The following is a 26,290-nucleotide window of genomic DNA, read 5'->3' as shown; positions in this document are numbered from 1 at the left end:
TAAAGCCGATCACCGCGCAAACTTCTTGTGCTTCAACCGCTTGGGCTCCAGCGCGTCCGGTCCCAGGCGGCGCTTTTTGTCCTCTTCGTAGTCCTCGAAGTTGCCCTCGAACCACTCAACATGCGCGTCGCCCTCAAAGGCCAGAATATGCGTGCAAATCCGGTCGAGGAAGAAGCGGTCGTGCGAGATGACCACGGCGCAGCCGGCGAAATCGACCAGCGCGTCTTCCAGTGCGCGTAGAGTTTCTACGTCCAGATCGTTGGTCGGTTCGTCGAGCAGCAAGACGTTGCCGCCCTCTTTCAGCAGGCGCGCCATATGGACGCGGTTGCGCTCACCGCCTGACAAAAGTGAGACCTTTTTCTGCTGGTCGCCGCCCTTGAAGTTGAAGGACGAGCAATAGGCGCGGGAGTTGACCTGTGCGTCACCCAATTGGATGATCTCGGCGCCGCCGGTGATCGCCTCCCACACGGTGTCGTTGTCCTTGAGGTCGTCGCGCGACTGGTCGACATAAGAAAGCTGCACGGTATCGCCCAGCGTGATGGTGCCGCTGTCGGGCTGTTCCTGACCGGTCAGCATCTTGAACAGGGTTGATTTGCCAGCACCGTTGGGGCCGATGACGCCGACGATACCGCCGGGGGGCAGGGCGAAATCCAGCCCTTCGATCAGTTGCTTGTCACCCATGTGTTTCGACAGGCCCTCGACCTCGATCACCTTGCCGCCAAGGCGCTGGCCGTTGGGTATGACGATCTGGGCGCGGGTCAGCTTTTCCCGCTCGGATTGTTCGGCCAGATCGTTATAGGCGTTGATCCGGGCTTTGGATTTCGCCTGACGGGCCTTTTGACCTTGGCGCATCCATTCCAGCTCGCGCTGTAGGGTTTCCTGCTTGGACTTGTCCTCGCGCGCTTCCTGCTCCAACCGTTTGGCCTTTTGTTCCAGCCATGAGGAATAGTTGCCCTCGTACGGAATGCCGCGGCCCCGGTCGAGTTCGAGGATCCAGCCGGTGATGTCGTCGAGGAAATAGCGGTCGTGGGTGACGATCAGGATGGTGCCCTTGTAGTCGATCAGGTGCTGTTGCAGCCAGGCGATGGTCTCGGCGTCCAGGTGGTTGGTCGGTTCGTCGAGCAGCAGCATGTCGGGCGCTTCCAACAGCAGCTTGCAGAGCGCAACGCGGCGTTTTTCACCGCCTGACAGCGTTTCGACATTGGCATCGTCGGGGGGGCAGCGCAGCGCCTCCATCGATACGTCGATCTGGCTGTCGAGATCCCAGAGGTTTTCTGCGTCGATCGCGTCTTGAAGTGCGGTCATTTCCTCCATGAGCTCGTCCGAATAATTCTCCGCAATCTCCATGGCGATTTCGTTGAAGCGATCAACCTTGGCTTTTTTCTCGGCCACGCCGAGCATGACGTTTTCGCGGACGGTCAGGGATTCATCCAGCTGCGGTTCCTGCGGGAGATAGCCGACCTTGGCGCCCTCGGCGGCCCATGCCTCACCCGTGTAGTCGGTGTCGAGGCCCGCCATGATCTTCATCAGCGTCGATTTACCCGCGCCGTTTACGCCGACGACGCCAATTTTCACACCGGGCAGAAAGCTCAGGTGGATGTTTTCAAAGCACTTCTTGCCACCGGGATAAGTCTTCGAGACACCCTGCATGTGGTAGACATATTGATAGGCGGCCATGTCGCGTCCTCTGGGTCGGGGAATTCAGGTTGAAACGCTAGATATCCAAGCCGGGCGGGCGGGGCAAGCTGGAGGTTTTGTGATTTTTATCGCTCACACGTGTCGGCTAGGTTGGCAGCACGGAATAGGTGGGTGATTTGTCGGAATTGGCTGAATTGATCGCAGGTTGGGCACAGCCTGGACGGATCGAATGGATTGGTGTGCGGCCGGATCGGCGCGCGGCTATGACTATTGTTGAAAAGGTTGCCCTGACTACGGACGGGTTACACGGCGACAGGTGCCGTGCGGGCAAACGGGCGGTGACGCTGATCCAGCAAGAGCATCTTTCGGCGATTGGCTCATATCTGGGACAAGCACCGGTCGCGCCTGACATTCTGCGGCGCAATCTGGTGGTATCGGGGATCAATCTGTCGGCGCTGAAGGGGCGCGAGGTGCAGGTGGGCGAGGCGGTTTTGCGCTTTACCGTCATCTGCGCGCCCTGCAGTCGGATGGAGGAGGCGTTGGGAAAGGGTGCCTATTCCGCTGTCCGTGGCCATGGGGGTTGGTGCGCCGAAGTGGTGCGGCCCGGACGGGTCAAGCTGGGCGATGTTGTGCAACCTGTTGATTGACAACGACCCGCAGTTCTGAACATCAGCAGGGGATGTTGCGAAGCTCTATTCCATATGCGCGGTCCGGGCAGGTTGTGGGTTTGTTCGGCGGGTCATTTGATCCGCCGCATACGGGGCATGTGCATGTCACGCTTGAGGCGATGAAGGCCTTTGGGCTGGATCGGGTTTGGTGGCTGGTGTCGCCGGGCAATCCATTGAAGGAACGTGGACCGGCACCGCTTGCACAACGGCAGGCGGCGGCGCAGGCCGCAATGCAGCACCCGCGTGTTGAGGTGACGGACATCGAGGTTCTGACAGGTACGCGCGCGACGGCAGATACGCTGGCAGCGTTGCACCGGCTGTACCCGGCGGTGCGGTTTGTCTGGCTGATGGGGGCCGACAATCTGGCGCAGTTCCACAAGTGGAAAGACTGGCGGTTGATCATGGACAGTGTTCCCGTGGGCGTAGTCGCGCGACCGGGAGACAGGATTTCCGCAAGGATGTCTCCGGCAGCGCGGATTTACGCTAAGTATCGCATCGACGGGCAGGCGCGGCACTTGCTGGGGCGGGCGCAGGCTCCGGCGTGGTGTTTTATCAACGCACCGATGATCAATGTCAGCTCGACCGAGATCAGAAGTCGCGGCGATTGGAGCGGCAGGGTGTTGCCCGAATAGCCCCTATCGGCGCATAATCTTATTCGATGGTTGTGCGCCTGTAATCTCTGGGATTTTAATTGACCCATGGTTGAACGTATTTCGCGACGTCTGTTTCTAACAGGTCTTGGGGTCTCGGTCCTGTCGGGTCAGGCATTGGCCGATGCGCCTTTGCATTCCCTACGGCCACAGATGCGGGGCGACCTGCCAAGCGGGGCAGAACGCCTTATCCAGGCCGCAAGGTTACGAGGCGAGGTTGTCTTTGCCGTGGCCGATGTAGAAACCGGCGCACAGCTTGAGGCGTTTGGCGGTAATCAGGGCTTGCCACCCGCGAGTGTCGGTAAAGCTTTGACCGCGCTGTATGCGTTGGATGTTCTGGGTGCGGACCACCGATTTGAAACCGCGTTGATGGCTGATGGTCCCATTGAAAATGGGGTTTTGAAGGGCGATCTGATCCTGGTGGGGGGCGCGGACCCGTTGTTGGACACCGATGATCTTGCCAACATGGCCGCGAACCTGCGTGAAGCCGGCATTACCGAGGTGCGCGGGGCGTTCAAGGTGTATGACGGCGCGTTGCCCTATGTGTTCAGCATTGATCCGGGGCAGCCGGATCATCTGGGATACAGCCCGTCCATCAGTGGCATTTCGCTGAATTTCAACCGTGTCCATTTTGAGTGGAAGCGGGCCGGCAACGGGTATGATGTGACCATGGACGCCCGAACTGCCCGCTACAGACCGACCGTTGATACGGCCGCGATGAGGGTTGAGAAGCGTAACTTGCCTATCTACACCTATCAGCCAAGCGCACGTCAGGATCGCTGGACAGTCACCCGTGCTGCGCTGGGCAATGGTGGCGCGCGTTGGCTGCCTGTTCGCAAACCTGCACTTTATGCAGGGGATGTGTTTCGGACGCTGGCTCGGTCTAACGGTATTGTTCTTGGGCGTGTTCAAATCACGCGGGAAACGCCCCAGGGGCAGGTTTTGGTTGTCCACCAGAGTGATCCGTTGGAAAGCATCCTGCGGGGGATGCTGAAATACTCAACCAATATCACCGCAGAAATGGTGGGCATGGCGGCGTCTAAAGCGCGCGGGGGGGACATTCAAAGTCTGGCGGATTCGGCCGTCGAGATGAACCGATGGGCTAATGAAGCTTACGGTGTGACCGGGATTGCGATGGTGGATCATTCGGGGTTGGGTGATGCGTCCCGCGTGGCACCGGAAGATCTGGTGACAGCTTTGGTCGCTGCTCGAAAGGACGGCGCACTGCGACCGCTGCTGAAAAAGTTCGCCCTAGTCGACAGTCAGGGTCGTCCGGTCAGGGATCATCCAATCAAGGTGGATGCCAAAACCGGAACACTGAATTTCGTGTCAGGGCTGGGCGGGTTCATGACGGCTCCGAATGGATCGGAACTGGCGTTTGCAATATTTACCGCCGATGTCGGCCACCGTGCGACGATCCCCCGCGCGCTGCGCGAACGTCCCGACGGCGCACGCAGTTGGAACCGCAGGTCCCGCAAGCTGCAACGTGCCTTGATCGAACGGTGGGGATCGCTGCAGGGCAGTTGATCTCAGGTCGTGTGACGTGCCCGGGCACCGCGTTCAATGGCCGCTGCGTGCAGACGATCTATGTTCAACTCGTAGCGGATTTCTTCCAGCAGGCGCAGCTCAGTCTCGGCCAAGGATCCATCCGCTGCGGCCACATCACAGGCCAGTGCATAGGCTGTTTCATGCAGCCGTTCCGGCAGGTTGTCGCGGATCAGGCCGAACAGGGCGTCGAGCCCGTCTTCCTGTTCGAAAAGGTCGAACACGATCTGGGTTACGCGCCGCGTACGGTCCGCATCATATTCGGCAAAAACCGGCAGCATGTTGACCGCGCCCTCGATCTTGACCAATTCGGCCGTCCGGATCGTTTCATCCGACGCAGAGATCGCGACCATGATCGCAACAAGGCAATCCTGTGGGGACATTGGGTGAGCTACTTGTTGGGTCATGGTGTCGTCCTGATTGGGCTTTTCTGCACCCGCACGATAGGTGGACTGACAGGCAGGTTCAACGGATTTTGCCGTCGACCAGGTCAGAGAATAGGCAGCGGCCCCCTGGTTTTGGTCTGGCGCAGCACGAAATTGCTGCGGGTATCGCGCACCAAGCCGGATTTCAGCAGCCGCTGCATGATGAAGTGTTCCAGGTTTTCGGGTGTTTTGGCATAAACCTTCAGAATGAAGTCATGATCCCCGGTGATTGAGGCGCATTCGACGATCTGCGGCTCTGTCTCAACAAGTCGCAGAAATGCGTTGATGCTTTCCTCTTGGTGATCGCGCAGCGCGACATGGACATATGCGATGGCGTCGAGACCCACAGATTTGGCTCGTACCTGCGCAGTATACCCGGACACCACACCAGACGCTTCGAGATCGCGCACGCGACGCCAGCATTGCGAGGCGGATATGCCGGTACGGTCCGCAAGCTCTTGCATCGACAATCGGCCATCAATCTGAAGCTGGCGCAGGATGGCAATATCAGAAGCTTGAAGTTTTTGTTTCACCAAATCTGATTCCACGAAATATATATGTCAAAATGATCTATTTTCTTTGAGGTTTCAAACGAAAACTACCGGGTTTTCTGGCTACACTTTCTGATCGGAGGAAAAGTGATGCCAAAGTCGACCAAGTATGTTTCCAAAGTGGCCGATGCACGCGGTCACATCTCCTATACATCCGAGGAAGACGCCGTTTGGGCCGATCTCTACGCCGCGCAGCAAGAGAATGTGCAGGGATACATGGCCCGCGACTATCTTGCCGGATTGGATCGGCTGGAATTGCCAAAAACCCGCGTACCTTCTTGTGCGGACATCTCGGAACGGCTTTTGGACCTGACGGGGTGGCGGGTGCAGCCCGTTCCGGCACTGATTGGGTTCAAGACTTTCTTTGGTATGCTGGCGGACAGGGTATTCCCCGCCGCGTCCTTTATCCGTTCGCGTGAGGATTTTGATTACATCGAAGAGCCCGACATCTTTCATGAGATTTTCGGCCACACTCCGTTGCTAAGCGATCCGCGTTTTGCGGCGTTCAGCCATGCGATTGGACAGGCGGGGGTTCAGGCCCGCGAAAAAGACTATGCCTGGTTGATCCGGCTTTACTGGTTCTCGATCGAATTCGGGCTGCGCCGTCAGGATGGTGAGATCAAGGCGCTGGGGTCGGGGCTTGCGTCATCGCCGACGGAACTTGTCTACGCCGTGGAAAGCGATATTCCCGACCGCGACCCGTTCGATGTGCTTACTATTCTGCGCACGCCGTATCGGATCGACATGCACCAGATGGGGTACTTCGTGTTAAACTCACCCGAGGAGCTGTTTGCAGCCGCCGAGCGTGACTTGCTGGCAGATGTACATAAGGCGCAATCCCTTGGAGTGCTGCCAAACAAGTTCCCACCCAAGTCAACCGCAGCAGAGTGAACCCGTCATGCCACGATCAGCAGAGACCTGCAGCCTGTCAGACCGAACCTGTGTGCCCTGTTCCGGTGGCGTTCCGGCTTTGACCCAAGCCGAGGCCGAAACGCATATGGCCGAACTCGCGCCTGATTGGAGATTGGACGCAGCAGCCAAAGAGCTGAGCCGTCACTACATGTTCAAGGGTCTTGCCAAAGCGACCTATCTGGCCAATCTCTGCGCGTGGCTGGCAGATCAGCAGGGGCATCACCCGGATGTAACTTTTGGCTGGGGCTATGTTGACGTAAAGCTGACCGCGCATGAAACCGGTGGCCTGAGCGAGAATGACTTTATCTGGGCTGCGAAACTGGACCAGATGACTGCGTAAAACAACCATTTCATCACGAAAAACAGCGGGCTTTATTGACTCATGCTGCACCGGCACAATAGGAGGGGCCGGTCGGTTGCATGCGGCGACTGACGCTGATTTTCCCGATGGAGCAAGAAAATGTCTGAACTGCGCGAAACCGCGATGTCGTCCAAGGCCTGGCCCTTTGAAGAGGCGCGCCGGTTGCTCAAACGCTATCAGAAAGGTGCTCCGGAAAAGGGATATGTGCTGTTTGAAACGGGGTACGGCCCGTCGGGATTGCCGCATATCGGAACGTTCGGTGAGGTGGCGCGGACCACGATGGTCAAGCGCGCGTTTGAGGCACTGTCCGACATTCCGACCAAGCTGATCTGTTTCTCGGACGATCTGGACGGCATGCGCAAGGTTCCCAGCAACGTTCCCAATCCCGAGAAGCTGGAAGAACATTTGCAGCGCCCGCTGACCTCGGTCCCTGATCCGTTTGGCGAATATCCCAGCTTTGGCGAGCATAACAACGCGATGCTGCGCCGGTTCCTGGACACGTTTGGTTTCGAGTATGAGTTCTACTCGGCCAAAGAGTTCTACGAGTCCGGTAAGTTCGACGAAATACTGAAGCGCGCCGTCGAGAAATATGAAGACGTGATGGCCATCATGCTGAAAAGCCTGCGGGAAGAGCGGCAGCAAACCTATTCGATCTTCCTGCCGATCCATCCGGAAACGGGCAGGGTTCTGTACGTGCCCATGAAAAAGGTCTGCGCCGAGACCTATACCGTTACCTTCGATGACGAGGATGGCAAGGAATGGACCGTTCCCGTCACCGGTGGCAACGTCAAGCTTCAGTGGAAGCCGGACTTTGGTGCGCGTTGGGCGGCGTTGGGCGTCGATTTCGAGATGTATGGCAAGGAACACGCCACCAACGAAAAGATTTACGATGGGATCTGTCGCGCGTTGGGCGGGCGCGCGCCCGAGCATTTCTCGTATGAGCTTTTCCTGGATGAGAACGGTCAGAAGATTTCCAAGTCATCTGGCAATGGTGTGTCGATTGACGAATGGCTGACCTATGCGCCGACCGAGTCGTTGGCCTATTTCATGTATCAAAAGCCCAAGACGGCCAAGCGGATGCATTTTGATGTGATCCCGAAAGCCTATGACGAGTATCACCAGCAGTTGCGCGCGTATCCGGGGCAAGACCTGAAGGCTCAGTTGAACAACCCGGTCTGGCACATCCATGGCGGTGATGTTCCAGAGTCGACCTTGATCGTACCCTTCGCGATGCTACTGAACCTTGCGTCGGTATCTGGTGCCGAGGACAAGGAGGCGCTTTGGGGCTTTATCCGCCGCTATGCGCCCGAGGCTACAGCCGAGAGTCATCCTGATTTGGATCAGGCAGCCGGGTTCGCGGTGCGGTACTTCAACGACTTTGTAAAACCGACTCGTAAGCATCGTGCACCGACGGATCAAGAGCGCGAGGCGCTTGAGGCGTTGAAGGTCGCATTGGAGTCCTATGACGGCCCGATCGAAGACGAGGCGCTGCAATCGGTGGTCTACTCGATCGGGCGCGAGCGGTTCGACCCAATGCGCGGTTGGTTCACAGCGCTTTATGAGGTGCTGCTGGGTGCCTCGCAGGGGCCGCGATTCGGTGGATTCATCGCGCTATACGGCGTGCGGGAAACGATCGCCCTGATCGACAAGGCACTGGCCGGAGAACTGGTCTGATTTGACCTGACATGGCGTGGGGCTACTCTTGGTTCAGGAGGAAGTCCCATGCGTCGTTTATTGCTAGCTCTTTCGTTTATTGCCGGTCTCGCTTCGGCCGCATTTGCCCAGAGCGATGAGATCGAAGAAAACATCGCAGCCCAAATTCAGGCGTTTGAGGCTGATGACTTTGCCACAGCCTTTACCTATGCCAGCCCCGGTATCCAGCGCCTGTTCCAGACGCCCGAGAATTTTGGCGTGATGGTGAAGCGTGGCTATCCGATGGTATGGCGCCCGTCAGAAGTGCGGTTTCTGGAGCTGCGAGACGTGGCTGGATCGCTATGGCAAAAGGTCATGATCACCGACATTGATGGCCAGGTGCATATTCTCGATTACCAAATGGTTCCGCTTGGGAATGGGTGGAAAATCAACGGCGTACAGCTTTTGGGCAATTCCGACCCTACGGCCTGACGCAACACCACCGTCACGGTGACATGATCGGCGATTAATCCCTTTTCAGTACTCAGGCTTTTGCGTTCGGGGCGTGTGACCCCGGACACTGGGTTCATGCGCATGGCGGGCCGCCGCAGGCGCAACTGGGAAAGGGATTTCTATGAATAAGGCAATCACCGACGGCATCGTGTTCATGCCGCCTGCTTTCGCGAATGGTCTGAGTGTGTGGTCCAGTGGCGACGGAACGCCGGGTTCTCCTACCTACGACGGGTCGGGAAACGGCGCGTTTGTACCGGCTGATGCGGATTTCGGCGGGTGCCTCGAAATCTTGAAGGTCAATGCAACGCAGCGCTTGCGTTACATGGGCCAGACCCCGCTGTTGCCGGGCTGTTATTTGCAGATCAAAGCACGCGTTAAAGCCATCAGCGGCCCGCTACCCGATGTGCGTATCGCGGGCTGGGCGGGCGGTGCCGGGGATGTGCAAGTCACCGGTGTTGTTGAGCAGGGACCGGCAACGCAGCTATCTGGTTACGGCACTGTGCATGAAATCACCGCAATTGTCGGTACAGGCCAACGGCCCGGTGTCGACATGCCTTGGGGCGTTGAGGCGCTGTACGGCCATTTCGGTATCGACATTGACGGCGCGAACGGAGCCGTGGTGCGTGTCGATGATATTGAGATCACAGACGTCACCGGCGTGTTTCTGCGAAACCTGATCAGCCTAGTGGACGTCCGTGATTTTGGTGCTGTTGGGGATGGAGTAACAGATGACTCCGCCGCGTTCGAAGCTGCGGATCAGGCGGCCAACGGTCGTCGGGTGTTTGTTCCCGAAGGGACCTATTTTCTGGCGCAGAACACCTCAATGGCATCTGAGATTGATTTCGAGGGCACAGTTACGATGCCGGACGATAGGATGCTGCTTTTGACCAAAAGCTTTGATCTGCCGACCTATATCAATGCTTTTGGCAACGAAATGCTGGCGTTTAAAAAAGCGTTTCAGGCGTTGCTGAACAATTCGGACCATGAGTCATTGGATATGGGTGGGCGCAAGGTGTCGGTCACCGAACCGATTGATATGGCTGCTGCGGTTCCGAACCGGCAATCCGGTTTCTCAACCCGCCGTGTGATCCGCAATGGACAATTCGACGTCCAAAACAACTCGGCCTGGGATACCGAGACTTTCACCTCGGTCGCAACATACAACCCCAACGACCCCACACGTCTGGTGAACGTGGCCAATGTTGCCAACATCCCGGTCGGTTCGCTTGTGCAGGGCAGCGGCGTCGGGCGCGAGATTTATGTCCGCTCGAAGAATGAGGGCGCGGGTGAGATTACGCTGAACGCGCCTATCTATGATGCTGCCGGAACGCAGACCTTCACCTTTTTGTCATTCAAATATCTACTGGATTTCAGCGGTTTCAGCACCCTGCGCAAATTTGGAATGGAACAGGTCGAATTTCAGTGCAACGGCCGCAGCAGCGCCATCCGTCTGGCTCCGTCGGGCAGCACCTTCGCGCTGGCGAACTGTTTTATCAGCCGCCCCAAAGACCGCGGGATCACCTCGATCGGGACGGGATGTCAGGGAATGTTGATCGACACTTGCCAGTTCCTGTCCACCGAGGAATCTTTCAATGTTTCGGATCGCAAGTCCATCGCACTGAATGCCACGGCCAATGATGTAAAGCTGCGCCACAATAGGGCCGTGCGGTTCCTGCATTTTGCCGTTCTGGGCGGCACGAACAACATGATCCTTGGCAATCACTTTTTCCAGGGTGACAGCATTCCGCAAGGCGTTCGCAGTCCCGGATTGATCATGATCGGCACGTATAACAGTTCGACCATCTCGGGGAATTATATCGACAACTGCTTTGTCCAGTGGACCAACGAACGGGATGCAGATCCTGTCTACAGGGCCGGGTTTTCGTTCAGTTCGATGGCAATCACCGACAATATTTTCTATTCCAGTGAAGTTGCGCCCTGGTTCAGCTACATCACCATCCGCCCCCATGGCGCGGGGCATTTTCTGAATGGTGTGGTCGTCACAGGAAACAAGTTTCGGTCCACAAGCGGAAGCATCAATCGGGTAGATCAGGTGGATACTTCTTTTGCCAGCCTGAACAACTATGCGCATCGGAATGTCATGTTCGAAAACAATACATTTCATGGGGTGGACCAAAAAGTTGCGAACCCCTTGCGCGTAACACATTCGCAAGGTTCCGCATCGCAGGCATGGTCGATTCAGGCCGCAGGAGAGCTGCCATTTGGCGGCTTCGCACGCAGCTGCGATGCGGTTACGGCGCTGGGGCCGCTGAAGAACGTATTTGGCTTGACGGCTTATGCCGCCCCGTATGTCGAGTTGGAGCAGGGAGCCGCGCGAGACGCCATAAACCTGCGGTGGCCCGAGGCTGTGAGTGGCGAAGTCTCAACCCTCATTCGTATGGAAAGCTAATGTCCTTTGTGGCCGCCCCCGTAAGGGCGTCCAATTCGCTGACTTCAGAACGTGTTCCAGAGTGCAAATTTAACACCCGTGTCGTTGCGGGCCTTGTTGCGTTCAAGCCCCAGCACCCAGGTACTTCCGCTGTCTCGCCCACGAATCAGGACCGAGGGCCGAACAGTCCAGAACAGTGAGCTTTCAGGCGTGTAGCTTGTTTCAATTTGCATCATGGGGTTAAGTGGTCTGTCCCCGGACAGGCCAGTGGTAATGTCGAGCTTTCGGAACACTGCTTCATGCGTGCGGTTCTCCCATGCCGCGTCAACCGCCAACCATCCGTTGCCCCACCCGGTCTGGAACCCCTTGCCGTAAGACAGGGTCAATTTGTACATCGCCCAAGACCCAAGCAGCCTGTAGTGCGCGCCAGTGCCGAACTCTGCTGCAAAACGCCCCCAGTTGTCGAAATCAGCAACCGGAATACGCGCGAATACAAGTGCGTGGCCAAAGTAGTCCCGGTTTTGTTCCAAATCCAAACCGATTGTCACTTTTGGCCTAAGCCCAAATTCGGCATACAGCGCGGTTTTGTAGTTGTAGCTCCCATCCGGGTCTTTGAAAGCCGTAACCGAGGCCGCAGTAAATGCTGCATCCTTTTCACGTAGCCAGGCGCCAGACCAAGCCGGGGCTGCAGCCATTAGGAGTAAAAATAGAAAAACGACTCGGCACATGCGCAGAGCATCGGCCCGTGTGGTTAACGGATGGTTAGTATTTTGTTTATTTCTTGGAAACCAACAAAAGTGGCAGCGTCATCCAGCGAAACGCAAGACCTTACCAAATACTGTGTTAGTCTTGGGGTAGATAAGGGAGTATCCAGATGCCGAAAATTTCCGAAAATGCGAGCGTCCAGACAGTAATCACCACTTTTGAAATGACTCCGGGCACCTGCCAAGATCTGCTTGAGGCGCTGACCGATGCCTATTCCGAGTTTATTTCGAAACAGCCAGGGTTCGTTGCCGCTGGTCTGCACGTCAATGATGCACAGACGCGAATTGCCAACTATTCGCAATGGACCCGACGCGAGGATTTTTTGGCTATGCTGCGCACTTCTGAAATGCGGGATCGCAACCGCAAGATCAACGAGCTGTGCAAAAGCTTTGAGCCGGTCATGTATGACGTGGCTGAAACATTCGGCAGTTTCTGACCTGGATCAATGACTTGGCGCGCCGCGCCATCCAGGTTGCAGAAACGAAAACGGAGGCGCTCGCCATGTACCACAATATTCTTGTCCCCATATCCTTTGATGCTGAACGGGACATTTCCGGACCGCTAAAACTGGCTGAACTGCTCTCTACGCCAGATGCAAGGGTCACGCTATTGCATGTGGTCGAACACATACCAAGCTATGCAATTTCGTATATGCCACCCGAATACTTGTCCGAGGCCCGCAAGGCCCTGAAGGTCGAGTTGGATGACCTGGCGGCCAAACTGCCCAATGCGACCGGTGAGGTGGTTGAGGGGCATTCCGGACGCACTATTTTGGACTGGGCGGAAACCCACAAACCGGACCTGATTATCATGGCGTCGCACCGGCCGGGCATGCAGGACCTTCTGCTGGGGTCGACCACCAACCATGTGGTGCGTCATGCCGCCTGCGCGGTTCACGTGGTGCGCTGATCGGGCCACAGATCTGCTTGGGTAAGCCGCCACGCTTTGCCGAATCCACCATTTAGCAAGGCATCTGAGATGTCGAACCGAACAAAACCGAAATCGGCGAAATCGACGTAGAGTTTCGCTTTCGGTCGCAGGGTCAGATACCGCGACCGCAAAGTGGTGTGGTCAGCGCTTTCGCGTGGAATGAACAACGCTTTGGCGTGCAGCGTCAATCTAGGATGGGTCAGGGGGTCACCGGTTTCGCCGGGGTCCCCGACCAGCAGCGCACAGGCCGGGTTGGTACGCAGCGCCTGAGTATGATCCGCAAGAGTCGAGATCAGCGTCACCGGTCCGCCTGCGTCATCCGTGGCCAGCGCGATACGCGATACCGAAGGCAGCCCAAGGTCCGGTCGCAAGGTAGCAAGGGCGGCATGGCGCGCGCCATCGATCAACTCGCGCGCCAGCGTACGGGCAGTATTGTCGACCGGGCGGAAGGGGTCGGTTCGGCTCATGTCTTCTGTCTCGCTATTTCAAGAGCTCAAACGATAACCACATCTGTGGGTCTGTGCGAGGGCTGGTTTCCGGCCGGTCTTACGTCTCGGTTTCGCCACAAACTCGGTTTAACAGAATGCCATGTCCCACAAGACGCGCATAGAAAACATGGACACCCCCGCCCCGAAAGTTTCGCGACGCCAGCGACGGGCAGAGGCGTTGCGCAAGCGCGCCCTGTCGCCGATCAGAATCATGCTCATGGTTCTTATGCTGCCGGTGACCACTATCGGCATCGCGGTCGGCGTCTATTTGCGGACCTCGGAATTCGAACATGATGAGGCTTTGCTGCACCTGATTGCCTTGGCTGGATGTGAGGCGGTCGAAAACATAGTGCCGGGACCCTTTGTGGCTGGTGGGCCGGGCTACCATAAGCGCAACGACCCGGACGGCGATGGCGTGGCCTGCGACACGCGTAGCGTGGTTTTCGAACCAAGCGAGCCGCCGCAGCACACCGAGGCACCCGCAGCGCGCAGGGTCGGAACCGCCAAGTTCGTGCGGCCCTGATCCCGAAGTCTGAGAGAATCCCCAAGGGTATGTTACACTACACCTGACGCGCCGTTTTGGCCGTCATTGGGGGTTTCGCCCTGACAGGGAGGAAAGACATGTTTGCACGCATTACTCAGTTCAAAATGAAGCCCGGCATGCGGAATGCTGCCGAGGCCAAAATGAACGAATTGAAAGATCAGATCATGGGCATGGACGGTATGCACAGCTTTACCAATGTCATGAATGAAGACGGCACCGGTTTTGTTGTTGCTGTCGTGCAAAGCGAGGAGAAATCAAACGCAAACGCGCCCAAAGTGGCCGAGCTGTGGGGCCATTTTGCCGAGTTCCTCGAAGGCCCGCCATCGCCTGCCGGGTTTGATGTAGTTGTCCATTGGGACAAGGGATAAAGCCCGACACAGCTTGCCTTATTTCGATCAATCGCCAATCTTCGGGCGATGACACGCGATGAGTTCAACAGTTTTTGCGCCAGCCTCAAAGCCACGTCTCACGTGGTGCAATGGGGTAATGCGGATGTGTGGAAAGTGGGTGGCAAGGTGTTTGCCATCTGCGGCTGGAACGAGGGGCGCGATGCCTTCACGTTCAAAGCCACCGATCTGGCGTTTGAGGTGCTGCAGGATGAGCCCGGCATCCGCCCCGCCCCCTATCTGGCCTCACGGGGGATGAAATGGCTACAGGTCTACGAAAAACGCGGGATGAGCGACACATCCCTACGCGAGCATATCGTGACGTCTTATGATCTGGTTGTAGCCAAACTGACCAGGAAAATGCGGACGGAGTTGGGGGTTTAGGAGGGGGTTTTACCCAATCAAGAATTCGTAGGTCTGACGGTGATAGGTTGAAAACCCATCCTACGCTTGCTGTTTGAGGAAATCTAAAATGGGTAGAGAAGGATGTTGGTTGAAAATCTTCTAAAACGCAGTCTATTTTTTCACTTTATCATTTTGGTTGGTTTGGGTGTTTTTGCGCTGATCGTTGAACAATATGTTGATTCAAAATGGGCATTTTTCATTTTTGCCGCACTTTCTGCATTGGCAGGAATTATTCACGGTACCGTTAATGCTCTTCCCAAGAACGCAGTGAATGTGTGGGACCTACTTTTTATATCAGTGGCACTCTTGTTTGTGTTTTTGGACGCTGAAGTGCGGCGAGAAAGAGCTAAGATTTACTCCGACTATGTAGAAAAACTGGAAACATCGGAGTGGCTACGGAGCCACGAAGAAATTCTCCTCAAAATATTTGCGGATTCTAACAAATTCTTAGGTGAAATTAGAGAAACGGCCCGCCTGTTGACTGCGGAACAACTGGACGAAAGAAAAAAAGCGGTAACCAACGCGAATGAATGCTCGGCAATTGAAACCTTTCGGCAAAGTGGCAAAGCTGAGAGCGAGCCGGACGCAAAAGTGGAGCTTGCCGGAAACTGTTTCACTCCAGTTGAGGCAATCGACCATCGAATAAATCAGCTCACAAAATTCTCTTCTGTTTCTAATGCAAGCGACCTATTAAGCACCGTTAATGATGCGTCCAGCTCAAGTGTAGCGGAGCAAATTAGTGCGAAAATATTTGGTAGTTACGACCTTCGGTTCTATCGAATGCTTGATCTAGCCCTGAGTGAGGAGGCGAACTACGGAAGTCTCTTGAAATCTGCTGAAGACTCTGTAGCTGAAGCAGGATTGGCATACCGGCAACTACACAGTCCCAAAATTTCGGAACGTGAAACCGGCGAGCAAGCAAGCGATAATTTTCACGGGTTTATTTGGCCGATTTTATTGGTTTTTGCGGTTTCATTCAAATTCGCAACGGTTGACCTCTGGGCAATTGACTTTGAATCTCAATAGGGCGGGACGCAAGTAAGCGGTTTTTACTTTCGCCTACGCTTCACATTCCCACCCCGCTGCCCCGGCCTCCCAGCCGTTGATCGCCCGCGTGATTTCACTGCGTCTTCCGAGGCTTTCTCGACCGCCCATTGGCGCGCCATGGGATCGTCAGCGATGGCGAGGTCGACCGCTTCGAGACGTTTGATCTCGTCCCGGATGTTGGCGGCCTCTTCGAATTCTAGGTTCTCGGCGGCTTTGCGCATTTGTTCGCGCAACCCGTCCAGATGGGCCTCAAGGTTTGCACCGTGCATCGGCTTGTCGATGGTGGCAGTGACGCGGTTCATGTCCACGTCGCCTTCGTAGAGACCGGCCAGAACGTCCTCGACATTCTTTTTCACCGTTGCAGGTGTGATGCCGTGTTCCTCGTTATAGGCGATCTGCTTGGCGCGACGGCGGTTGGTTTCACCCAAGGCGCGCTCCATCGAACCTGTGATCTTGTCGGCATACATGATCACCCGTCCATCGGCATTTCGCGCGGCACGGCCGATGGTCTGGATCAGCGAGGTTTCGGACCGCAAAAAGCCCTCTTTATCCGCGTCCAGAATGGCGACCAGCCCGCATTCGGGGATGTCGAGCCCCTCACGCAGCAGGTTGATGCCGACCAGCACATCGAACGCGCCCAACCGCAGATCGCGCAGAATTTCGATGCGTTCAATCGTGTCGATGTCCGAGTGCATGTAGCGGACCTTGATGCCCTGTTCATGCAGGTATTCGGTCAGGTCCTCGGCCATGCGTTTGGTCAGCGTCGTGACCAGCGTGCGATAGCCATTGGCGGCGACCCTGCGCACCTCGTCCAGCAGATCGTCCACCTGCATCGACACGGGGCGGATTTCAACCTCGGGGTCCAGCAACCCGGTGGGTCGAATCACCTGTTCAGTGAAAACACCGCCGGATTGGTCCAGCTCCCACGCGGCAGGGGTGGCCGAAACGAAGACGGATTGCGGGCGCATGGCGTCCCATTCCTCGAACTTCAGCGGTCGGTTGTCCATGCAGGAGGGCAGGCGGAACCCGTGTTCGGCCAGCGTGAACTTGCGCCGATAGTCGCCCCGGTACATGCCGCCGATCTGCGGGACTGAGACGTGGGATTCGTCGGCAAAGACAATGGCGTTGTCGGGGATAAATTCGAACAGGGTCGGGGGCGGTTCACCCGGTGCGCGACCTGTCAGATAACGCGAGTAGTTCTCGATCCCGTTACAAACGCCGGTGGCCTCAAGCATTTCCAGATCGAAATTAGTGCGTTGTTCCAGACGTTGGGCTTCGAGCAGTTTGCCTTCGCCGACCAGTTGGTCGAGCCGGATGCGCAGTTCCTTTTTTATCCCGATGATCGCCTGTTGCATTGTTGGCTTTGGCGTTACGTAGTGGGAATTGGCGTAGACGCGGATCTGCTCCATCGTGTCGGTTTTCTCACCGGTCAGAGGGTCGAATTCGGTGATCTGCTCTAGTTCCTCACCGAAGAAGGAGAGCTTCCACGCGCGGTCCTCAAGGTGGGCGGGCCAGATTTCCAAGGAATCGCCACGCACCCGGAACGAGCCGCGCTGAAACGCCTGATCGTTGCGGCGATATTGCTGCGCGACCAGATCGGCCATCACCTGCCGCTGATCATACTCCTTGCCCACCTTCACGTCCTGCGTCATCGCGCCGTAGGTTTCAACCGAACCGATGCCGTAGATGCACGAGACCGAGGCCACGATGATCACGTCATCGCGTTCCAACAGCGCGCGGGTGGCCGAGTGGCGCATCCGGTCGATCTGTTCGTTGATTTGGGATTCTTTTTCTATGTACGTGTCCGAGCGCGGCACATAGGCCTCGGGCTGGTAATAGTCATAATATGACACGAAGTATTCGACCGAGTTTTCGGGAAAGAAGCCCTTGAATTCGCCGTATAACTGTGCCGCAAGTGTCTTGTTGGGCGCAAGGATGATGGCGGGGCGCTGGGTTTCCTCGATCACCTTGGCCATGGTGAAGGTCTTGCCCGTCCCGGTCGCGCCAAGCAGAACCTGATCCCGCTCACCGTCCAGAACACCGCCGGCCAATTCCTTGATCGCTGTCGGCTGATCGCCTGCGGGGTTGAACTCGGTCTGCATCACGAAGGGCCTGCCGCCTTCCAGTTTCAGGCGGGCGCGAACGTCATCGACGGTCAGCTGGGTCTTGTCGGAATGAGCGTATGCCATAGGGGATTCCTTTCGCGCCTGATTTTGGTCTGTTTTTGTTCTTGTTCAAGAGGGCATATCCGATCCTCAAAATTGCGACAATTGCGGACTTGTCCGCGCCGCGTGTCTGGCGCATATACAGCAATAGCCAAGTGAGTACGGAGAGGCGACATGCGCGCACGGATTTACAAGCCTGCTAGGAATGCGATGACCTCGGGGATGGCCAAAACCCGAAAGTGGGTTTTGGAATACGCCCCCGCTTCGGCGCGTGAGGTTGATCCACTCATGGGTTGGACCTCGTCCAGTGACACGCAAACCCAAGTGCGCCTGAAGTTCGACACCAAGGAAGAGGCGCTGGATTACGCCAAGGATAACGGGATCGAGGTGCAGGTCAGCGAGCCGCACAAGCGCAAACCAAACCTGCGCGCCCGTGGGTATGGCGAAAACTTCGCTCCTGACCGGCGTGGTGCCTGGACCCACTGAATGATCGAGATCAGGCGCGTTGACCCAACATCTGACGCGTTGCGCCCGGTGATTACGGCCCATTTTGCCCACAGCCAGACGGCAGGGCCCGCGGAAAGCAATCACACCTTGGATCTGCAAGCGTTGGCCGGTCCTGATGTTAGGGTCTGGGCGATCTACCACGAAGGTCAGCCAGTTGGATGCGGTGCGCTCAAGGCACTGCCGGACGGTACGGCCGAGATAAAGTCGGTACATATTCTGGTGGAAATGCGCGGGCGCGGTCTGGCAAGGCAGATGATGAAGCACCTGGCAGATCAAGCGCGCTCCGAGGGTGTTTCAGCCTTGGTCCTGGAAACCGGCGCAGCCCATCTTCCGGAATATGACGCCGCGCGGAAACTGTATGAAGGATTGGGCTACGCTTACTGTGGGCCGATCATCGGGTACGAAGACGATCCCAACAGCGCTTTTATGCGGTTGGCTCTTTAGGGTCGCAGATCAAGCGCCCCGTACCGGCTCTAGACTTCAGACCGTGGGGTTCCGGTTGCATATAGCCGCAGTCGTATTTTTGCTAACCTGCGCTCAAAAAAGACCTTATCAACGGTGTCGATTGCTTAAGTTAAGCGGTGACAAATCACCAAGGTTTCCCTGCTCTTCACCAAGTTGACAATCCATAACAATTGCCTGATACAGCGCGAATATGAGTGGGCCGTTAGCTCAGCTGGATTAGAGCAGGGAACTTCTAATTCTCAGGTCGGGGGTTCGAGTCCTCCACGGCTCGCCACTTCTCTGGTCATTTCACCCCGACAGGTTCAGGTTTGTGGGTTCGGGCGCGTTACGGGTTTTGCGTCATCGCTCCGGGCTTTAAGGTTCGCTTGCAGAACAAGTGTTGCAACAATCGCCAGCATCACACCCGGCCATGTCGCCATTGGCGGCAAGCTGTCCCCCAAAGCCAAGCCGATAAACAGAACAAGGGCCGGGTTTAGGAACGTGTAAGATGCCACACGCGTTGGCCCGATCCGTGTGGTGCTCCACTGAAGCGCGAAGAACGTTACAATCGTGGTAAAAATCGACAGGTATGCGATTCCAGCAAATACCTGCGTCGGGATCGATGACCATTGCACCTCGGCCAGTCGTGGAAGTGACAGCAACAGCAACCAGACAGCGCCGGTCGCCAGAATCCAAAAGGTCATCCGGGCCATCGGCTCACCTCTGTGCAGGACTTTCACCAGTGTACTGTAAGCCGCGAGCGCGACTGTACCTGCCAGGAACACCAAATCACCTGCGCCGACTTCAAGCGAGATGAACGCCTGCGGGTCCCCCCGAAAAATGACCCAGATCGCGCCGACGGCTCCGATGGGTAAGGCCACGCGCGCCGAAAGCGACATCTTCTCGCGCAAGAGGATAGCGGCCATGGTGGCCGTGATGATTGGGTGCAGCGCAAATATTGCCGCAGTGTTCAATGGCGTTGTCGTGCGCAAAGCGGCGAACATGCACCAGAAAAACGCAACCATCAAAAGGCTCAGCACCCCGTACCGCAGCAAATCGCTCAGCGTCGGCAGAACAAGTCCATAGCGCCAAATAACAAGTGGCGCAAACAACAGGGTCGCAAGGGCAAACCGGATCAGCGTTAGCACAACGCTGTCGAGACCGGCGGTGATGGCCGACGCGACCGGAAAAGACGTGGCGACAAGAAATGTCGCCACCAGCATCAATCCATGTACCGGCAGGTCAAGGCCGGTTCTGGATTTTGAGATGGGGTTACTCAATTGCGTCGGCATTTCAACCTCCTACTCCGCTGCTATCGGGTTGAACCGGCTTGGGAATGGGCCCGAAAATGAAATTTGCTCCAGTGGCATCCGGTCGCTTGGAGTCTCACGAGTTTGCAGTTCCTCGGGAAGGCGGTTGGCATCGGTCTGACGCCCGATTGCGATCCCAATCTCCACCTTGAATCGGTCCGGCAGTTCCAGCACCTCGGACACGCGATCAAAGGCAAGGCCCGCCATCGCATGAGCGGCATACCCAAGCGCGGTGGCCTGAAGCGCAATCTGTGCCCATGCAGCGCCTGAATCGAAGCTATTGTAATGCGACACCGCATCGGGCCGGGTTTCGTCGCCGGGCATCACGGTATCTGACACCAGAAAGACCAGCGCCGAAGCCTCAGCAGCCCATTGCTGATTGAACGGATTCAGCAACGAGATGAAAGTAGACCAGTGCGCGTCTTGGCGCTTGGCATAAAGAAAACGCCACGGCTGCACGTTATAGGCGGACGGTGCCCAGCGGCCTGCTTCAAGAATGGTCATAAGATCCTGTTCGGGCATTGCAGAGGCGTCGTAGGACCGCGGCGACCAGCGCGACAGGAAGATCGGTTCAACAGGGTGATGAGGGGTTCTTGCGGTTTGCATCAAAACTCTCCTTTATACTTCGGGTATTGATTGTTCGGCGTGTGGTATGCGGTTGACTTGCCCCGCCACCGTCATGATCAAAAATACTCTCGTCGCACCGAGTGGAGAATGTAGTGTTTGGTGAAAACATCATTCACTGATAGTGAATGACAATGGATCGTATGACCGCACTGACCGTCTTTCGAAACGTTGTTGAGCTTGGCAGCTTTGCAGCAGCATCACGGCAGTTGGGCCTGTCGCCCGCTGCGATCAGTAAAAACGTCAGCGAGTTGGAAGCACATCTTTCTGTGCGCCTCATCAACCGCACCACACGGCGTATGAGCCTGACTGAGGCCGGAACCCTATATTTTGAACGCGTGGTGCAGGTGCTAGACGACCTCGCGGAAGCGGACGGCATACTTCAGGCTGCGCAGAACACACCTTCGGGATTGCTGCGCGTCAGCGCCCCGATGACAGTCACGCTTGTCCGCCTGTCGGACGCAATTCCGAAATTCCTGCAACGCTATCCCGAAATTTCGTTGGATCTGAGGCTTGATGACCGCCGGGTGAATCTTGTTGAGGAAGGCTTTGACATTGCTCTGCGCGGCAGCGACAACCTCGAAGATTCGGGCCTCATCGCACGCAAGTTGGCGACAATGGATCATGTGCTTTGCGCGGCGCCATCGTATTTGGAAACACATGGTTGGCCCCGGCAGCCTGAGGACTTGGCAGAGCACAACTGTATTCAATTCAGCTTGTCAGACCATGCTACGAAATGGACTTTCCGAAACGGTAAACGAACGGCGAGCGTGCCCATAAGCGGGCGCTATAAGGTTTCCTCCAGCCTTGCCGTCCGCGACGCTTTGTGTGCGGGGTTTGGCATCAGCGTTATTCCCCGAATGTATGTCGCGCAGGACATTGCCGAGGGACAACTCTGCCCAGTTTTGATGGACTGGACACCGAATGAAACGGCGCTCTATGCGGTATACCCCTCAAGGCGCTTTATAGTCTCGAAGGTTCGGGTATTTCTCGACTTTCTGGTCGATGAGATGAGTGCGTGACCCAAGGCGCAATCTGGTCAATTGGCTTGCCACCATATGATGAGGAATGGCCGCATCTTTTGCACGCATTGGGCATGGCGCAGGGCTAATCACGCTTTGGCGGAACGGTTCCGCGATTGACCTCAGTTCATTCCGTTTTGCCGCTGTGTCCGCGGGTTTTGCGATGTTGTTTAGCCAGCTTAGAAAAATTCTTGCAACCGGTTGCAAAAATACCCATGGTGGATTCAATTGAAGAATCAGGAGGATCGCATGCTCAGAATTGGACTGCTTGGCGCGGGGCGGATTGGCCGGGTGCACGCACAGACCATTTCTGCGCATCCTCAAAGTCGGCTTTGCGCAGTCTCTGATGCGATCTCAGATGCGGCTGAAAGCCTGGCTGCCGAACAGGGTGGCAGGGTAAGTACCTCTGATGACATCATTGCCGATCCGTCGATTGATGCCATCCTGATTGCGACGCCGACCGACACGCATTCAAACCTGATCGAGGCCGCAACACAGGCGGGAAAGGCGGTTCTGTGTGAAAAGCCTATTGACCTGAATCTTGAGCGAGCGCTGGCATGTCAGGCGGCAGTGTCGAACACTGAACAGCCGGTGATGGTGGGATTCAACCGCCGCTTTGACCCAAGCTTTTCAACGCTGAAAACTGCGGCGGATCAGGGTGAAATCGGTACGCCCGAGATGCTTTCGATCACCTCTTTCGACCCCGCGCCGCCGCCGGTCAGCTATATCAAGGATTCGGGCGGGTTGTTCCGGGATATGATGATCCACGATTTCGACATGGCAAACTATCTGATGGGCCGTTTGCCCGTGCAGATTTCCGCCGTTGGCTCGTCGCTTGTGGACCCCGAGATCGGGCGCGCTGGTGACGTGGACACTGGTGTTGTCACCATGACATACGCCGAAGGTCAGATTGCGGTGATCAAGAATTCGCGTCGCGCAGTGTATGGCTATGATCAGCGGATCGAGGTGTTGGGATCGGGCGGCATGCTTCAAGCGCAGAATATTCTGGAACACGCTGTTGTAAAATCCACCGCTGATGGCGTCACCGCGGCGAAGCCAACCTACTTTTTCTTAGAACGCTATATGCCCGCCTATCGCGCAGAATGGGATGCTTTTGTGCAGGCCGTTCAGGCTGGTTCGGCGATGCCCGTGACGCTTGAGGATGGCGTCGCCGCCCTTGCCATGGCCGAGGCTGCGACCCGTTCTATGCAGTCAGGTCAGCCGGTTGCAATAGAGGAGGTTTTGAAACCGGTTGCAAAATGATGGGATATCCGGAAACTGAAGCAAGCTCCGCCAGCTTGCGGAGCAGAGGAGATTCGGTTCGTCCGGATGATTGGGGCTGACGCCCCACAAAAGACAGACTGTTCTTATGGGAGGAAACCAAATGAATAAGTTCGTAAAAGGCGCACTGGCTGCCGGTGCTCTGGCTCTGGCCGCGCCAGCATTCGCGCAGGAAATCGTGGTTGTGTCGCACGGTCAGGCAAATGACGCGTTTTGGAATGTCGTCAAGAACGGGGTCGAGCAGGCCGGTAAGGATGTCGGCGTAAACGTGGAATATCGCGCGCCCGAGACCTTCGACATGGTGGCCATGTCGCAGCTGATCGACGCCGCCGTGAACCAGGAACCCGATGGGCTTATCGTTTCGATCCCGGATGCAGACGCGCTGGGGCCGTCAATTGAACGCGCGGTCGCGGCCGGAATTCCGGTGATCTCGATCAACTCGGGGTCTGACGTGTCCAAGGAGTTGGGTGCGTTGCTGCATGTTGGCCAGGACGAATTCGATGCCGGCAAGGCCGCAGGCGAGGCGCTGGCCGCGATGGGCGGAACAACAGCGATCTGCGTCAACCACGAAGTAGGCAACGTCGCGCTGGACTTGCGTTGCGAAGGCTTCGCTGAAGGGTTTGGCGGAGAGGTCGAAGTGCTTCCAACCTCGAACGACCCATCGGAAATCGAATCCAAGGTCTCCGCAGCTTTGGCTTCGAACGAGGCCGTGGACACCGTCATGGCGCTGGGCGCCAGTTCGGCGGGTGAGCCTGCTGTTGCGGCTGTCAAAGGATCGGGCCGCGAGGTGAACGTTGCCTCTTTTGACCTGTCAGCAAACTTCCTGCAGTCGATTGCGGATGGCGATGCGGCTTTTGCGATTGACCAGCAACAGTATCTGCAAGGTTACCTGGCGGTGAACTTCATGGGGCTGCACGCCAAGTACGGCCTTATGCCCGGCGGTAATGTGCCCTCGGGTCCCAACCTGGTCACTCAGGAAAAGGCTGCGCAGGTGATTGATCTGTCAGCTCAAGGTATCCGCTAAGCCTTTTGGTCTGTGACAACGGAAACGGCGTGGCTTGCGCCGTTTCAACCTAAGTGGGAGGAGAGCATGAGCCAATCAGCGCCCGTCGCAGCTGACGAAAGGGTCAAGAGCGAACCGTTTCTGACCAAATTGATGAAACGCCCCGAACTCGGCGCAATGGCCGGTGTAATCCTGGTGTTCATCTTCTTTGCAATCACCGCCGATGCGTCCATGTTTACCCTGGCCGGTGTGATGAATTTCATGACGCCTGCCGCTCAGTTGGGCATCCTTGCCATTGGGGCCGCGTTGCTGATGATTGGCGGAGAGTTCGACCTGTCGATTGGGTCGATGGTGGCATTCTCTGGCCTGTTTTTCGGTGTTTGCGTGGTCACCTGGCAATTGCCGCTGATGGCTGCCATTCCGATGACTTTTGTTTTTGCGGCCATGGTCGGCGCGGTCAACGGCAACATTGTGATCCGATCTGGTCTTCCATCATTTATTGTGACTCTGGCGTTTCTGTTTATCCTGCGCGGCCTGTCTCTGGTTGGTTTGAAAATGGCAACCGGTGGCTCAACCCAGTTGCGGGGAGTGCGGGATGCCACCGAAAATGACTGGCTGGCACCGTTCTTTGCGGGCGAAGCGTTTGGGGGTCTGTTCAGTTGGCTGGCGGCCAATGGCCTGATCGACACGTTCAAAAGCGGTGCGCCGAAAGTACCGGGAATCCCGGTCGAAATTCTGTGGTTTATCGCGCTGGCGCTAGCCGCCACTTATGTTCTGCTGCGTACCCCTGCGGGGAACTGGATCTTTGCTTCAGGTGGCGACAGGATTGCTGCGTCAAACTCAGGCGTGCCGGTCAACCGCGTCAAGGTCTCGCTGTTCATGCTGACGGCTTGCTGCGCCGCATTGGTGGCCATCATCACCGTGATGGACGCGGGTTCAACCGACGCGCGCCGCGGTTTCCAAAAGGAATTCGAAGCGATCATCGCAGCCGTGATTGGTGGCTGCCTGCTGACCGGCGGCTATGGCTCGGCCATTGGGGCGTTCTTTGGCTCGATCATCTTTGGCATGGTGGTCATTGGGCTGACCTATACCGATTTCGATCAGGACTGGTTCCAGGTGTTCCTGGGTGCGATGCTGCTGATTGCAGTTCTGTTCAACAACGCGATCCGTAAACGCGTAACCGGGGAGCGCTGATATGACCGAAGATACCAAGTTCCATCACGGCGATGCGACCGACGCGGCCCCCATCGTTGAAATGAAGAACATCGAAAAGCACTTTGGCAATATCATCGCACTGGCAGGAGTCAGCTTTGATGTCAAACCGGGTGAGTGCCACTGTTTGCTGGGCGACAATGGTGCGGGCAAATCGACCTTCATCAAGACCATGTCAGGGGTTCACAAACCCACCAAGGGCGAGATTTTTTTCGAAGGCAAACCGCTGCATTTCGATACGCCGCGCGATGCGATGGAGGCGGGGATTGCGACCGTGTTCCAGGATCTTGCCATGATCCCGCTGATGAGTGTGACGCGCAACTTCTTCATGGGGCGCGAGCCGACCAAGGGGAAGGGGCTGTTGAAACGCTTTGACGTGGACACCGCCAATGAGGTTTGCATGGAAGAGATGCGGAACATGGGCATCAACCTGCGGGGGCCGGATCAGGCTGTCGGCACATTATCGGGTGGCGAGCGTCAGACGGTCGCCATCGCCCGTGCGGTGTATTTCGGCGCCAAGATTCTGATTTTGGATGAACCGACCTCGGCCCTTGGGGTGCGTCAAACCTCGAACGTTCTGGCAACCATCGACAAGGTGCGCAGTCAGGGCGTTGGTGTTGTTTTCATCAGCCACAACGTACGGCACGCCTTGGCAGTCGGGGATCGTTTCACTGTTTTGAACAGGGGCAAGACCTTGGGCACCGCGAAACGAGGCGAAATCACGCCCGAACAACTACAGGACCTTATGGCAGGCGGTCAGGAAATGGCCGAGTTGGAAGGGTCCTTGGGCGGAACGGTTTGACTCCGTTTCTATCTTTTCGGTTCTTCGGTTCAGAAAGGACTAAAATCACAAGAATGGCCAGAACGGCCTTG

29 protein-coding genes and 1 tRNA gene are annotated in these 26,290 nt (G+C 56.7%); 22 read left to right on the top strand and 8 right to left on the bottom strand.

What is annotated here, in order from left to right:
• Positions 1-9: 9 nt before the first annotated feature.
• Entirely contained in the window at positions 10-1,677 is a 1,668-nt protein-coding gene (ettA, locus tag AC2FIT_RS09650; RefSeq protein ID WP_496828921.1) for an energy-dependent translational throttle protein EttA, read from the bottom strand.
• Positions 1,678-1,805: 128 nt separating this feature from the next.
• Between ettA and AC2FIT_RS09645 the strand changes: the two genes are divergently transcribed.
• The 3 genes from AC2FIT_RS09645 to dacB all read left to right on the top strand — a co-directional run bounded on the left by AC2FIT_RS09645 (position 1,806) and on the right by dacB (position 4,483).
• Positions 1,806-2,285, top strand: a complete 480-nt coding sequence (locus AC2FIT_RS09645) for an MOSC domain-containing protein (RefSeq protein ID WP_496828919.1) — start codon at positions 1,806-1,808, stop codon at positions 2,283-2,285.
• Positions 2,286-2,317: 32 nt separating this feature from the next.
• Complete coding sequence (locus AC2FIT_RS09640; RefSeq protein WP_496828917.1) at positions 2,318-2,938, top strand: nicotinate-nucleotide adenylyltransferase; 621 nt, start codon at positions 2,318-2,320, stop codon at positions 2,936-2,938.
• Positions 2,939-3,004: 66 nt separating this feature from the next.
• Positions 3,005-4,483 carry a D-alanyl-D-alanine carboxypeptidase/D-alanyl-D-alanine endopeptidase gene (dacB, locus tag AC2FIT_RS09635; protein WP_496828915.1) on the top strand — a complete coding sequence of 493 codons (1,479 nt, stop codon included), beginning with the start codon at positions 3,005-3,007 and terminating at the stop codon, positions 4,481-4,483.
• Positions 4,484-4,485: 2 nt separating this feature from the next.
• On the opposite strand, the gene AC2FIT_RS09630 is transcribed toward dacB, so the two are convergent.
• Complete coding sequence (locus AC2FIT_RS09630) at positions 4,486-4,908, bottom strand: tellurite resistance TerB family protein (protein WP_496828913.1); 423 nt, start codon at positions 4,906-4,908, stop codon at positions 4,486-4,488.
• 83 nt (positions 4,909-4,991) lie between these two features.
• On the bottom strand, positions 4,992-5,459 hold the full coding sequence (locus AC2FIT_RS09625) for an Lrp/AsnC family transcriptional regulator (protein WP_496828911.1): 468 nt from the start codon (positions 5,457-5,459) through the stop codon (positions 4,992-4,994).
• A 108-nt stretch (positions 5,460-5,567) separates the two neighbouring features.
• Here AC2FIT_RS09625 and phhA point away from each other — a divergent pair, with 108 nt between their 5' ends.
• From phhA to AC2FIT_RS09600, 5 genes are all read left to right on the top strand, one after another.
• On the top strand, positions 5,568-6,368 hold the full coding sequence (phhA, locus tag AC2FIT_RS09620; RefSeq protein ID WP_496828909.1) for a phenylalanine 4-monooxygenase: 801 nt from the start codon (positions 5,568-5,570) through the stop codon (positions 6,366-6,368).
• Between the two features lie 7 nt (positions 6,369-6,375).
• Positions 6,376-6,729 carry a 4a-hydroxytetrahydrobiopterin dehydratase gene (locus AC2FIT_RS09615; protein WP_496828907.1) on the top strand — a complete coding sequence of 118 codons (354 nt, stop codon included), beginning with the start codon at positions 6,376-6,378 and terminating at the stop codon, positions 6,727-6,729.
• 120 nt (positions 6,730-6,849) lie between these two features.
• Entirely contained in the window at positions 6,850-8,424 is a 1,575-nt protein-coding gene (locus AC2FIT_RS09610; protein ID WP_496828905.1) for a lysine--tRNA ligase, read from the top strand.
• 48 nt (positions 8,425-8,472) lie between these two features.
• Complete coding sequence (locus AC2FIT_RS09605) at positions 8,473-8,874, top strand: DUF4864 domain-containing protein (protein WP_496828903.1); 402 nt, start codon at positions 8,473-8,475, stop codon at positions 8,872-8,874.
• A gap of 142 nt (positions 8,875-9,016) precedes the next feature.
• Complete coding sequence (locus AC2FIT_RS09600; protein WP_496828901.1) at positions 9,017-11,305, top strand: glycosyl hydrolase family 28-related protein; 2,289 nt, start codon at positions 9,017-9,019, stop codon at positions 11,303-11,305.
• A 44-nt stretch (positions 11,306-11,349) separates the two neighbouring features.
• Here AC2FIT_RS09600 and AC2FIT_RS09595 read toward each other — a convergent pair whose 3' ends face one another.
• A complete protein-coding gene (locus AC2FIT_RS09595) occupies positions 11,350-11,979 on the bottom strand; it encodes a hypothetical protein (protein WP_496828899.1) in 630 nt (209 codons plus the stop codon).
• A 179-nt stretch (positions 11,980-12,158) separates the two neighbouring features.
• Between AC2FIT_RS09595 and AC2FIT_RS09590 the strand changes: the two genes are divergently transcribed.
• Both AC2FIT_RS09590 and AC2FIT_RS09585 read left to right on the top strand, forming a co-directional pair.
• Complete coding sequence (locus AC2FIT_RS09590) at positions 12,159-12,485, top strand: antibiotic biosynthesis monooxygenase family protein (protein ID WP_496828897.1); 327 nt, start codon at positions 12,159-12,161, stop codon at positions 12,483-12,485.
• 65 nt (positions 12,486-12,550) lie between these two features.
• On the top strand, positions 12,551-12,958 hold the full coding sequence (locus tag AC2FIT_RS09585; protein WP_068338372.1) for a universal stress protein: 408 nt from the start codon (positions 12,551-12,553) through the stop codon (positions 12,956-12,958).
• Here the strand turns inward: AC2FIT_RS09585 and AC2FIT_RS09580 are convergent.
• Complete coding sequence (locus AC2FIT_RS09580) at positions 12,943-13,446, bottom strand: HugZ family pyridoxamine 5'-phosphate oxidase (RefSeq protein WP_496828895.1); 504 nt, start codon at positions 13,444-13,446, stop codon at positions 12,943-12,945. The two genes, AC2FIT_RS09585 and AC2FIT_RS09580, sit on opposite strands and share 16 nt — an antisense overlap.
• Positions 13,447-13,567: 121 nt before the next feature.
• Between AC2FIT_RS09580 and AC2FIT_RS09575 the strand changes: the two genes are divergently transcribed.
• The 4 genes from AC2FIT_RS09575 (at position 13,568) to AC2FIT_RS09560 (ending at position 15,828) form a co-directional block, all read left to right on the top strand.
• Positions 13,568-13,990, top strand: coding sequence for an excalibur calcium-binding domain-containing protein (locus AC2FIT_RS09575; protein WP_496828894.1), 423 nt, complete (start codon positions 13,568-13,570; stop codon positions 13,988-13,990).
• A 98-nt stretch (positions 13,991-14,088) separates the two neighbouring features.
• Positions 14,089-14,379, top strand: a complete 291-nt coding sequence (locus tag AC2FIT_RS09570; protein WP_068338279.1) for a hypothetical protein — start codon at positions 14,089-14,091, stop codon at positions 14,377-14,379.
• Between the two features lie 48 nt (positions 14,380-14,427).
• The gene (locus AC2FIT_RS09565) at positions 14,428-14,781 is read left to right on the top strand and encodes an MmcQ/YjbR family DNA-binding protein (RefSeq protein WP_496828891.1); all 354 of its coding nucleotides are present in this window, start codon (positions 14,428-14,430) and stop codon (positions 14,779-14,781) included.
• 102 nt (positions 14,782-14,883) lie between these two features.
• Positions 14,884-15,828, top strand: coding sequence for a hypothetical protein (locus AC2FIT_RS09560; RefSeq protein WP_496828889.1), 945 nt, complete (start codon positions 14,884-14,886; stop codon positions 15,826-15,828).
• A 23-nt stretch (positions 15,829-15,851) separates the two neighbouring features.
• On the opposite strand, the gene uvrB is transcribed toward AC2FIT_RS09560, so the two are convergent.
• Positions 15,852-18,038, bottom strand: a complete 2,187-nt coding sequence (gene uvrB, locus AC2FIT_RS09555) for an excinuclease ABC subunit UvrB (protein WP_496828887.1) — start codon at positions 18,036-18,038, stop codon at positions 15,852-15,854.
• 150 nt (positions 18,039-18,188) lie between these two features.
• On the opposite strand from uvrB, the gene AC2FIT_RS09550 reads away from it, so the two are divergent.
• The 3 genes from AC2FIT_RS09550 to AC2FIT_RS09540 all read left to right on the top strand — a co-directional run bounded on the left by AC2FIT_RS09550 (position 18,189) and on the right by AC2FIT_RS09540 (position 19,260).
• The gene (locus AC2FIT_RS09550) at positions 18,189-18,500 is read left to right on the top strand and encodes an ETC complex I subunit (protein ID WP_068338286.1); all 312 of its coding nucleotides are present in this window, start codon (positions 18,189-18,191) and stop codon (positions 18,498-18,500) included.
• A complete protein-coding gene (locus AC2FIT_RS09545) occupies positions 18,501-18,965 on the top strand; it encodes a GNAT family N-acetyltransferase (protein WP_496828885.1) in 465 nt (154 codons plus the stop codon).
• Between the two features lie 217 nt (positions 18,966-19,182).
• Positions 19,183-19,260, top strand: a tRNA-Arg gene (locus tag AC2FIT_RS09540).
• Between the two features lie 28 nt (positions 19,261-19,288).
• Here AC2FIT_RS09540 and AC2FIT_RS09535 read toward each other — a convergent pair.
• Both AC2FIT_RS09535 and AC2FIT_RS09530 read right to left on the bottom strand, forming a co-directional pair.
• Entirely contained in the window at positions 19,289-20,257 is a 969-nt protein-coding gene (locus AC2FIT_RS09535; protein WP_496828883.1) for a DMT family transporter, read from the bottom strand.
• Positions 20,258-20,266: 9 nt separating this feature from the next.
• On the bottom strand, positions 20,267-20,881 hold the full coding sequence (locus tag AC2FIT_RS09530; RefSeq protein ID WP_496828881.1) for a nitroreductase family protein: 615 nt from the start codon (positions 20,879-20,881) through the stop codon (positions 20,267-20,269).
• Positions 20,882-21,027: 146 nt separating this feature from the next.
• Between AC2FIT_RS09530 and AC2FIT_RS09525 the strand changes: the two genes are divergently transcribed.
• From AC2FIT_RS09525 to AC2FIT_RS09505, 5 genes are all read left to right on the top strand, one after another.
• On the top strand, positions 21,028-21,921 hold the full coding sequence (locus AC2FIT_RS09525; RefSeq protein ID WP_496828879.1) for a LysR family transcriptional regulator: 894 nt from the start codon (positions 21,028-21,030) through the stop codon (positions 21,919-21,921).
• 249 nt (positions 21,922-22,170) lie between these two features.
• A complete protein-coding gene (iolG, locus tag AC2FIT_RS09520) occupies positions 22,171-23,184 on the top strand; it encodes an inositol 2-dehydrogenase (RefSeq protein ID WP_496828877.1) in 1,014 nt (337 codons plus the stop codon).
• A gap of 121 nt (positions 23,185-23,305) precedes the next feature.
• Positions 23,306-24,226 (top strand): sugar ABC transporter substrate-binding protein, encoded by a 921-nt coding sequence (locus tag AC2FIT_RS09515; RefSeq protein ID WP_496828875.1) that lies wholly within the window; start codon positions 23,306-23,308, stop codon positions 24,224-24,226.
• A 66-nt stretch (positions 24,227-24,292) separates the two neighbouring features.
• A complete protein-coding gene (locus tag AC2FIT_RS09510) occupies positions 24,293-25,399 on the top strand; it encodes an ABC transporter permease (protein WP_224891598.1) in 1,107 nt (368 codons plus the stop codon).
• A gap of 1 nt (position 25,400) precedes the next feature.
• On the top strand, positions 25,401-26,219 hold the full coding sequence (locus AC2FIT_RS09505) for an ATP-binding cassette domain-containing protein (RefSeq protein ID WP_068338300.1): 819 nt from the start codon (positions 25,401-25,403) through the stop codon (positions 26,217-26,219).
• The last annotated feature ends 71 nt before the right edge of the window (positions 26,220-26,290 follow it).

It is taken from the genome of Ruegeria sp. YTSA135 (assembly GCF_059610165.1).
The sequence above is the reverse complement of the archived record's forward strand: the minus strand, read 5'-3'. Positions and strand labels throughout refer to the sequence as shown.

Coding starts and splice junctions, on each gene's coding strand:
- AC2FIT_RS09565 (WP_496828891.1), top strand. CDS start 14,428: ATGACACGCGATGAGTTCAACAGTTTTTGCGCCAGCCTCAAAGCCACG.
- AC2FIT_RS09630 (WP_496828913.1), bottom strand. CDS start 4,908: ATGACCCAACAAGTAGCTCACCCAATGTCCCCACAGGATTGCCTTGTT.
- AC2FIT_RS09575 (WP_496828894.1), top strand. CDS start 13,568: ATGTCCCACAAGACGCGCATAGAAAACATGGACACCCCCGCCCCGAAA.
- AC2FIT_RS09550 (WP_068338286.1), top strand. CDS start 18,189: ATGCGCGCACGGATTTACAAGCCTGCTAGGAATGCGATGACCTCGGGG.
- AC2FIT_RS09560 (WP_496828889.1), top strand. CDS start 14,884: ATGTTGGTTGAAAATCTTCTAAAACGCAGTCTATTTTTTCACTTTATC.
- AC2FIT_RS09570 (WP_068338279.1), top strand. CDS start 14,089: ATGTTTGCACGCATTACTCAGTTCAAAATGAAGCCCGGCATGCGGAAT.
- AC2FIT_RS09545 (WP_496828885.1), top strand. CDS start 18,501: ATGATCGAGATCAGGCGCGTTGACCCAACATCTGACGCGTTGCGCCCG.
- AC2FIT_RS09640 (WP_496828917.1), top strand. CDS start 2,318: ATGTTGCGAAGCTCTATTCCATATGCGCGGTCCGGGCAGGTTGTGGGT.
- ettA (WP_496828921.1), bottom strand. CDS start 1,677: ATGGCCGCCTATCAATATGTCTACCACATGCAGGGTGTCTCGAAGACT.
- uvrB (WP_496828887.1), bottom strand. CDS start 18,038: ATGGCATACGCTCATTCCGACAAGACCCAGCTGACCGTCGATGACGTT.
- AC2FIT_RS09615 (WP_496828907.1), top strand. CDS start 6,376: ATGCCACGATCAGCAGAGACCTGCAGCCTGTCAGACCGAACCTGTGTG.
- AC2FIT_RS09610 (WP_496828905.1), top strand. CDS start 6,850: ATGTCTGAACTGCGCGAAACCGCGATGTCGTCCAAGGCCTGGCCCTTT.
- AC2FIT_RS09605 (WP_496828903.1), top strand. CDS start 8,473: ATGCGTCGTTTATTGCTAGCTCTTTCGTTTATTGCCGGTCTCGCTTCG.
- AC2FIT_RS09510 (WP_224891598.1), top strand. CDS start 24,293: ATGAGCCAATCAGCGCCCGTCGCAGCTGACGAAAGGGTCAAGAGCGAA.
- AC2FIT_RS09505 (WP_068338300.1), top strand. CDS start 25,401: ATGACCGAAGATACCAAGTTCCATCACGGCGATGCGACCGACGCGGCC.
- AC2FIT_RS09580 (WP_496828895.1), bottom strand. CDS start 13,446: ATGAGCCGAACCGACCCCTTCCGCCCGGTCGACAATACTGCCCGTACG.
- AC2FIT_RS09595 (WP_496828899.1), bottom strand. CDS start 11,979: ATGGCTGCAGCCCCGGCTTGGTCTGGCGCCTGGCTACGTGAAAAGGAT.
- AC2FIT_RS09590 (WP_496828897.1), top strand. CDS start 12,159: ATGCCGAAAATTTCCGAAAATGCGAGCGTCCAGACAGTAATCACCACT.
- AC2FIT_RS09600 (WP_496828901.1), top strand. CDS start 9,017: ATGAATAAGGCAATCACCGACGGCATCGTGTTCATGCCGCCTGCTTTC.
- AC2FIT_RS09535 (WP_496828883.1), bottom strand. CDS start 20,257: ATGCCGACGCAATTGAGTAACCCCATCTCAAAATCCAGAACCGGCCTT.
- phhA (WP_496828909.1), top strand. CDS start 5,568: ATGCCAAAGTCGACCAAGTATGTTTCCAAAGTGGCCGATGCACGCGGT.
- AC2FIT_RS09525 (WP_496828879.1), top strand. CDS start 21,028: ATGACAATGGATCGTATGACCGCACTGACCGTCTTTCGAAACGTTGTT.
- AC2FIT_RS09515 (WP_496828875.1), top strand. CDS start 23,306: ATGAATAAGTTCGTAAAAGGCGCACTGGCTGCCGGTGCTCTGGCTCTG.
- iolG (WP_496828877.1), top strand. CDS start 22,171: ATGCTCAGAATTGGACTGCTTGGCGCGGGGCGGATTGGCCGGGTGCAC.
- AC2FIT_RS09530 (WP_496828881.1), bottom strand. CDS start 20,881: ATGCAAACCGCAAGAACCCCTCATCACCCTGTTGAACCGATCTTCCTG.
- dacB (WP_496828915.1), top strand. CDS start 3,005: ATGGTTGAACGTATTTCGCGACGTCTGTTTCTAACAGGTCTTGGGGTC.
- AC2FIT_RS09585 (WP_068338372.1), top strand. CDS start 12,551: ATGTACCACAATATTCTTGTCCCCATATCCTTTGATGCTGAACGGGAC.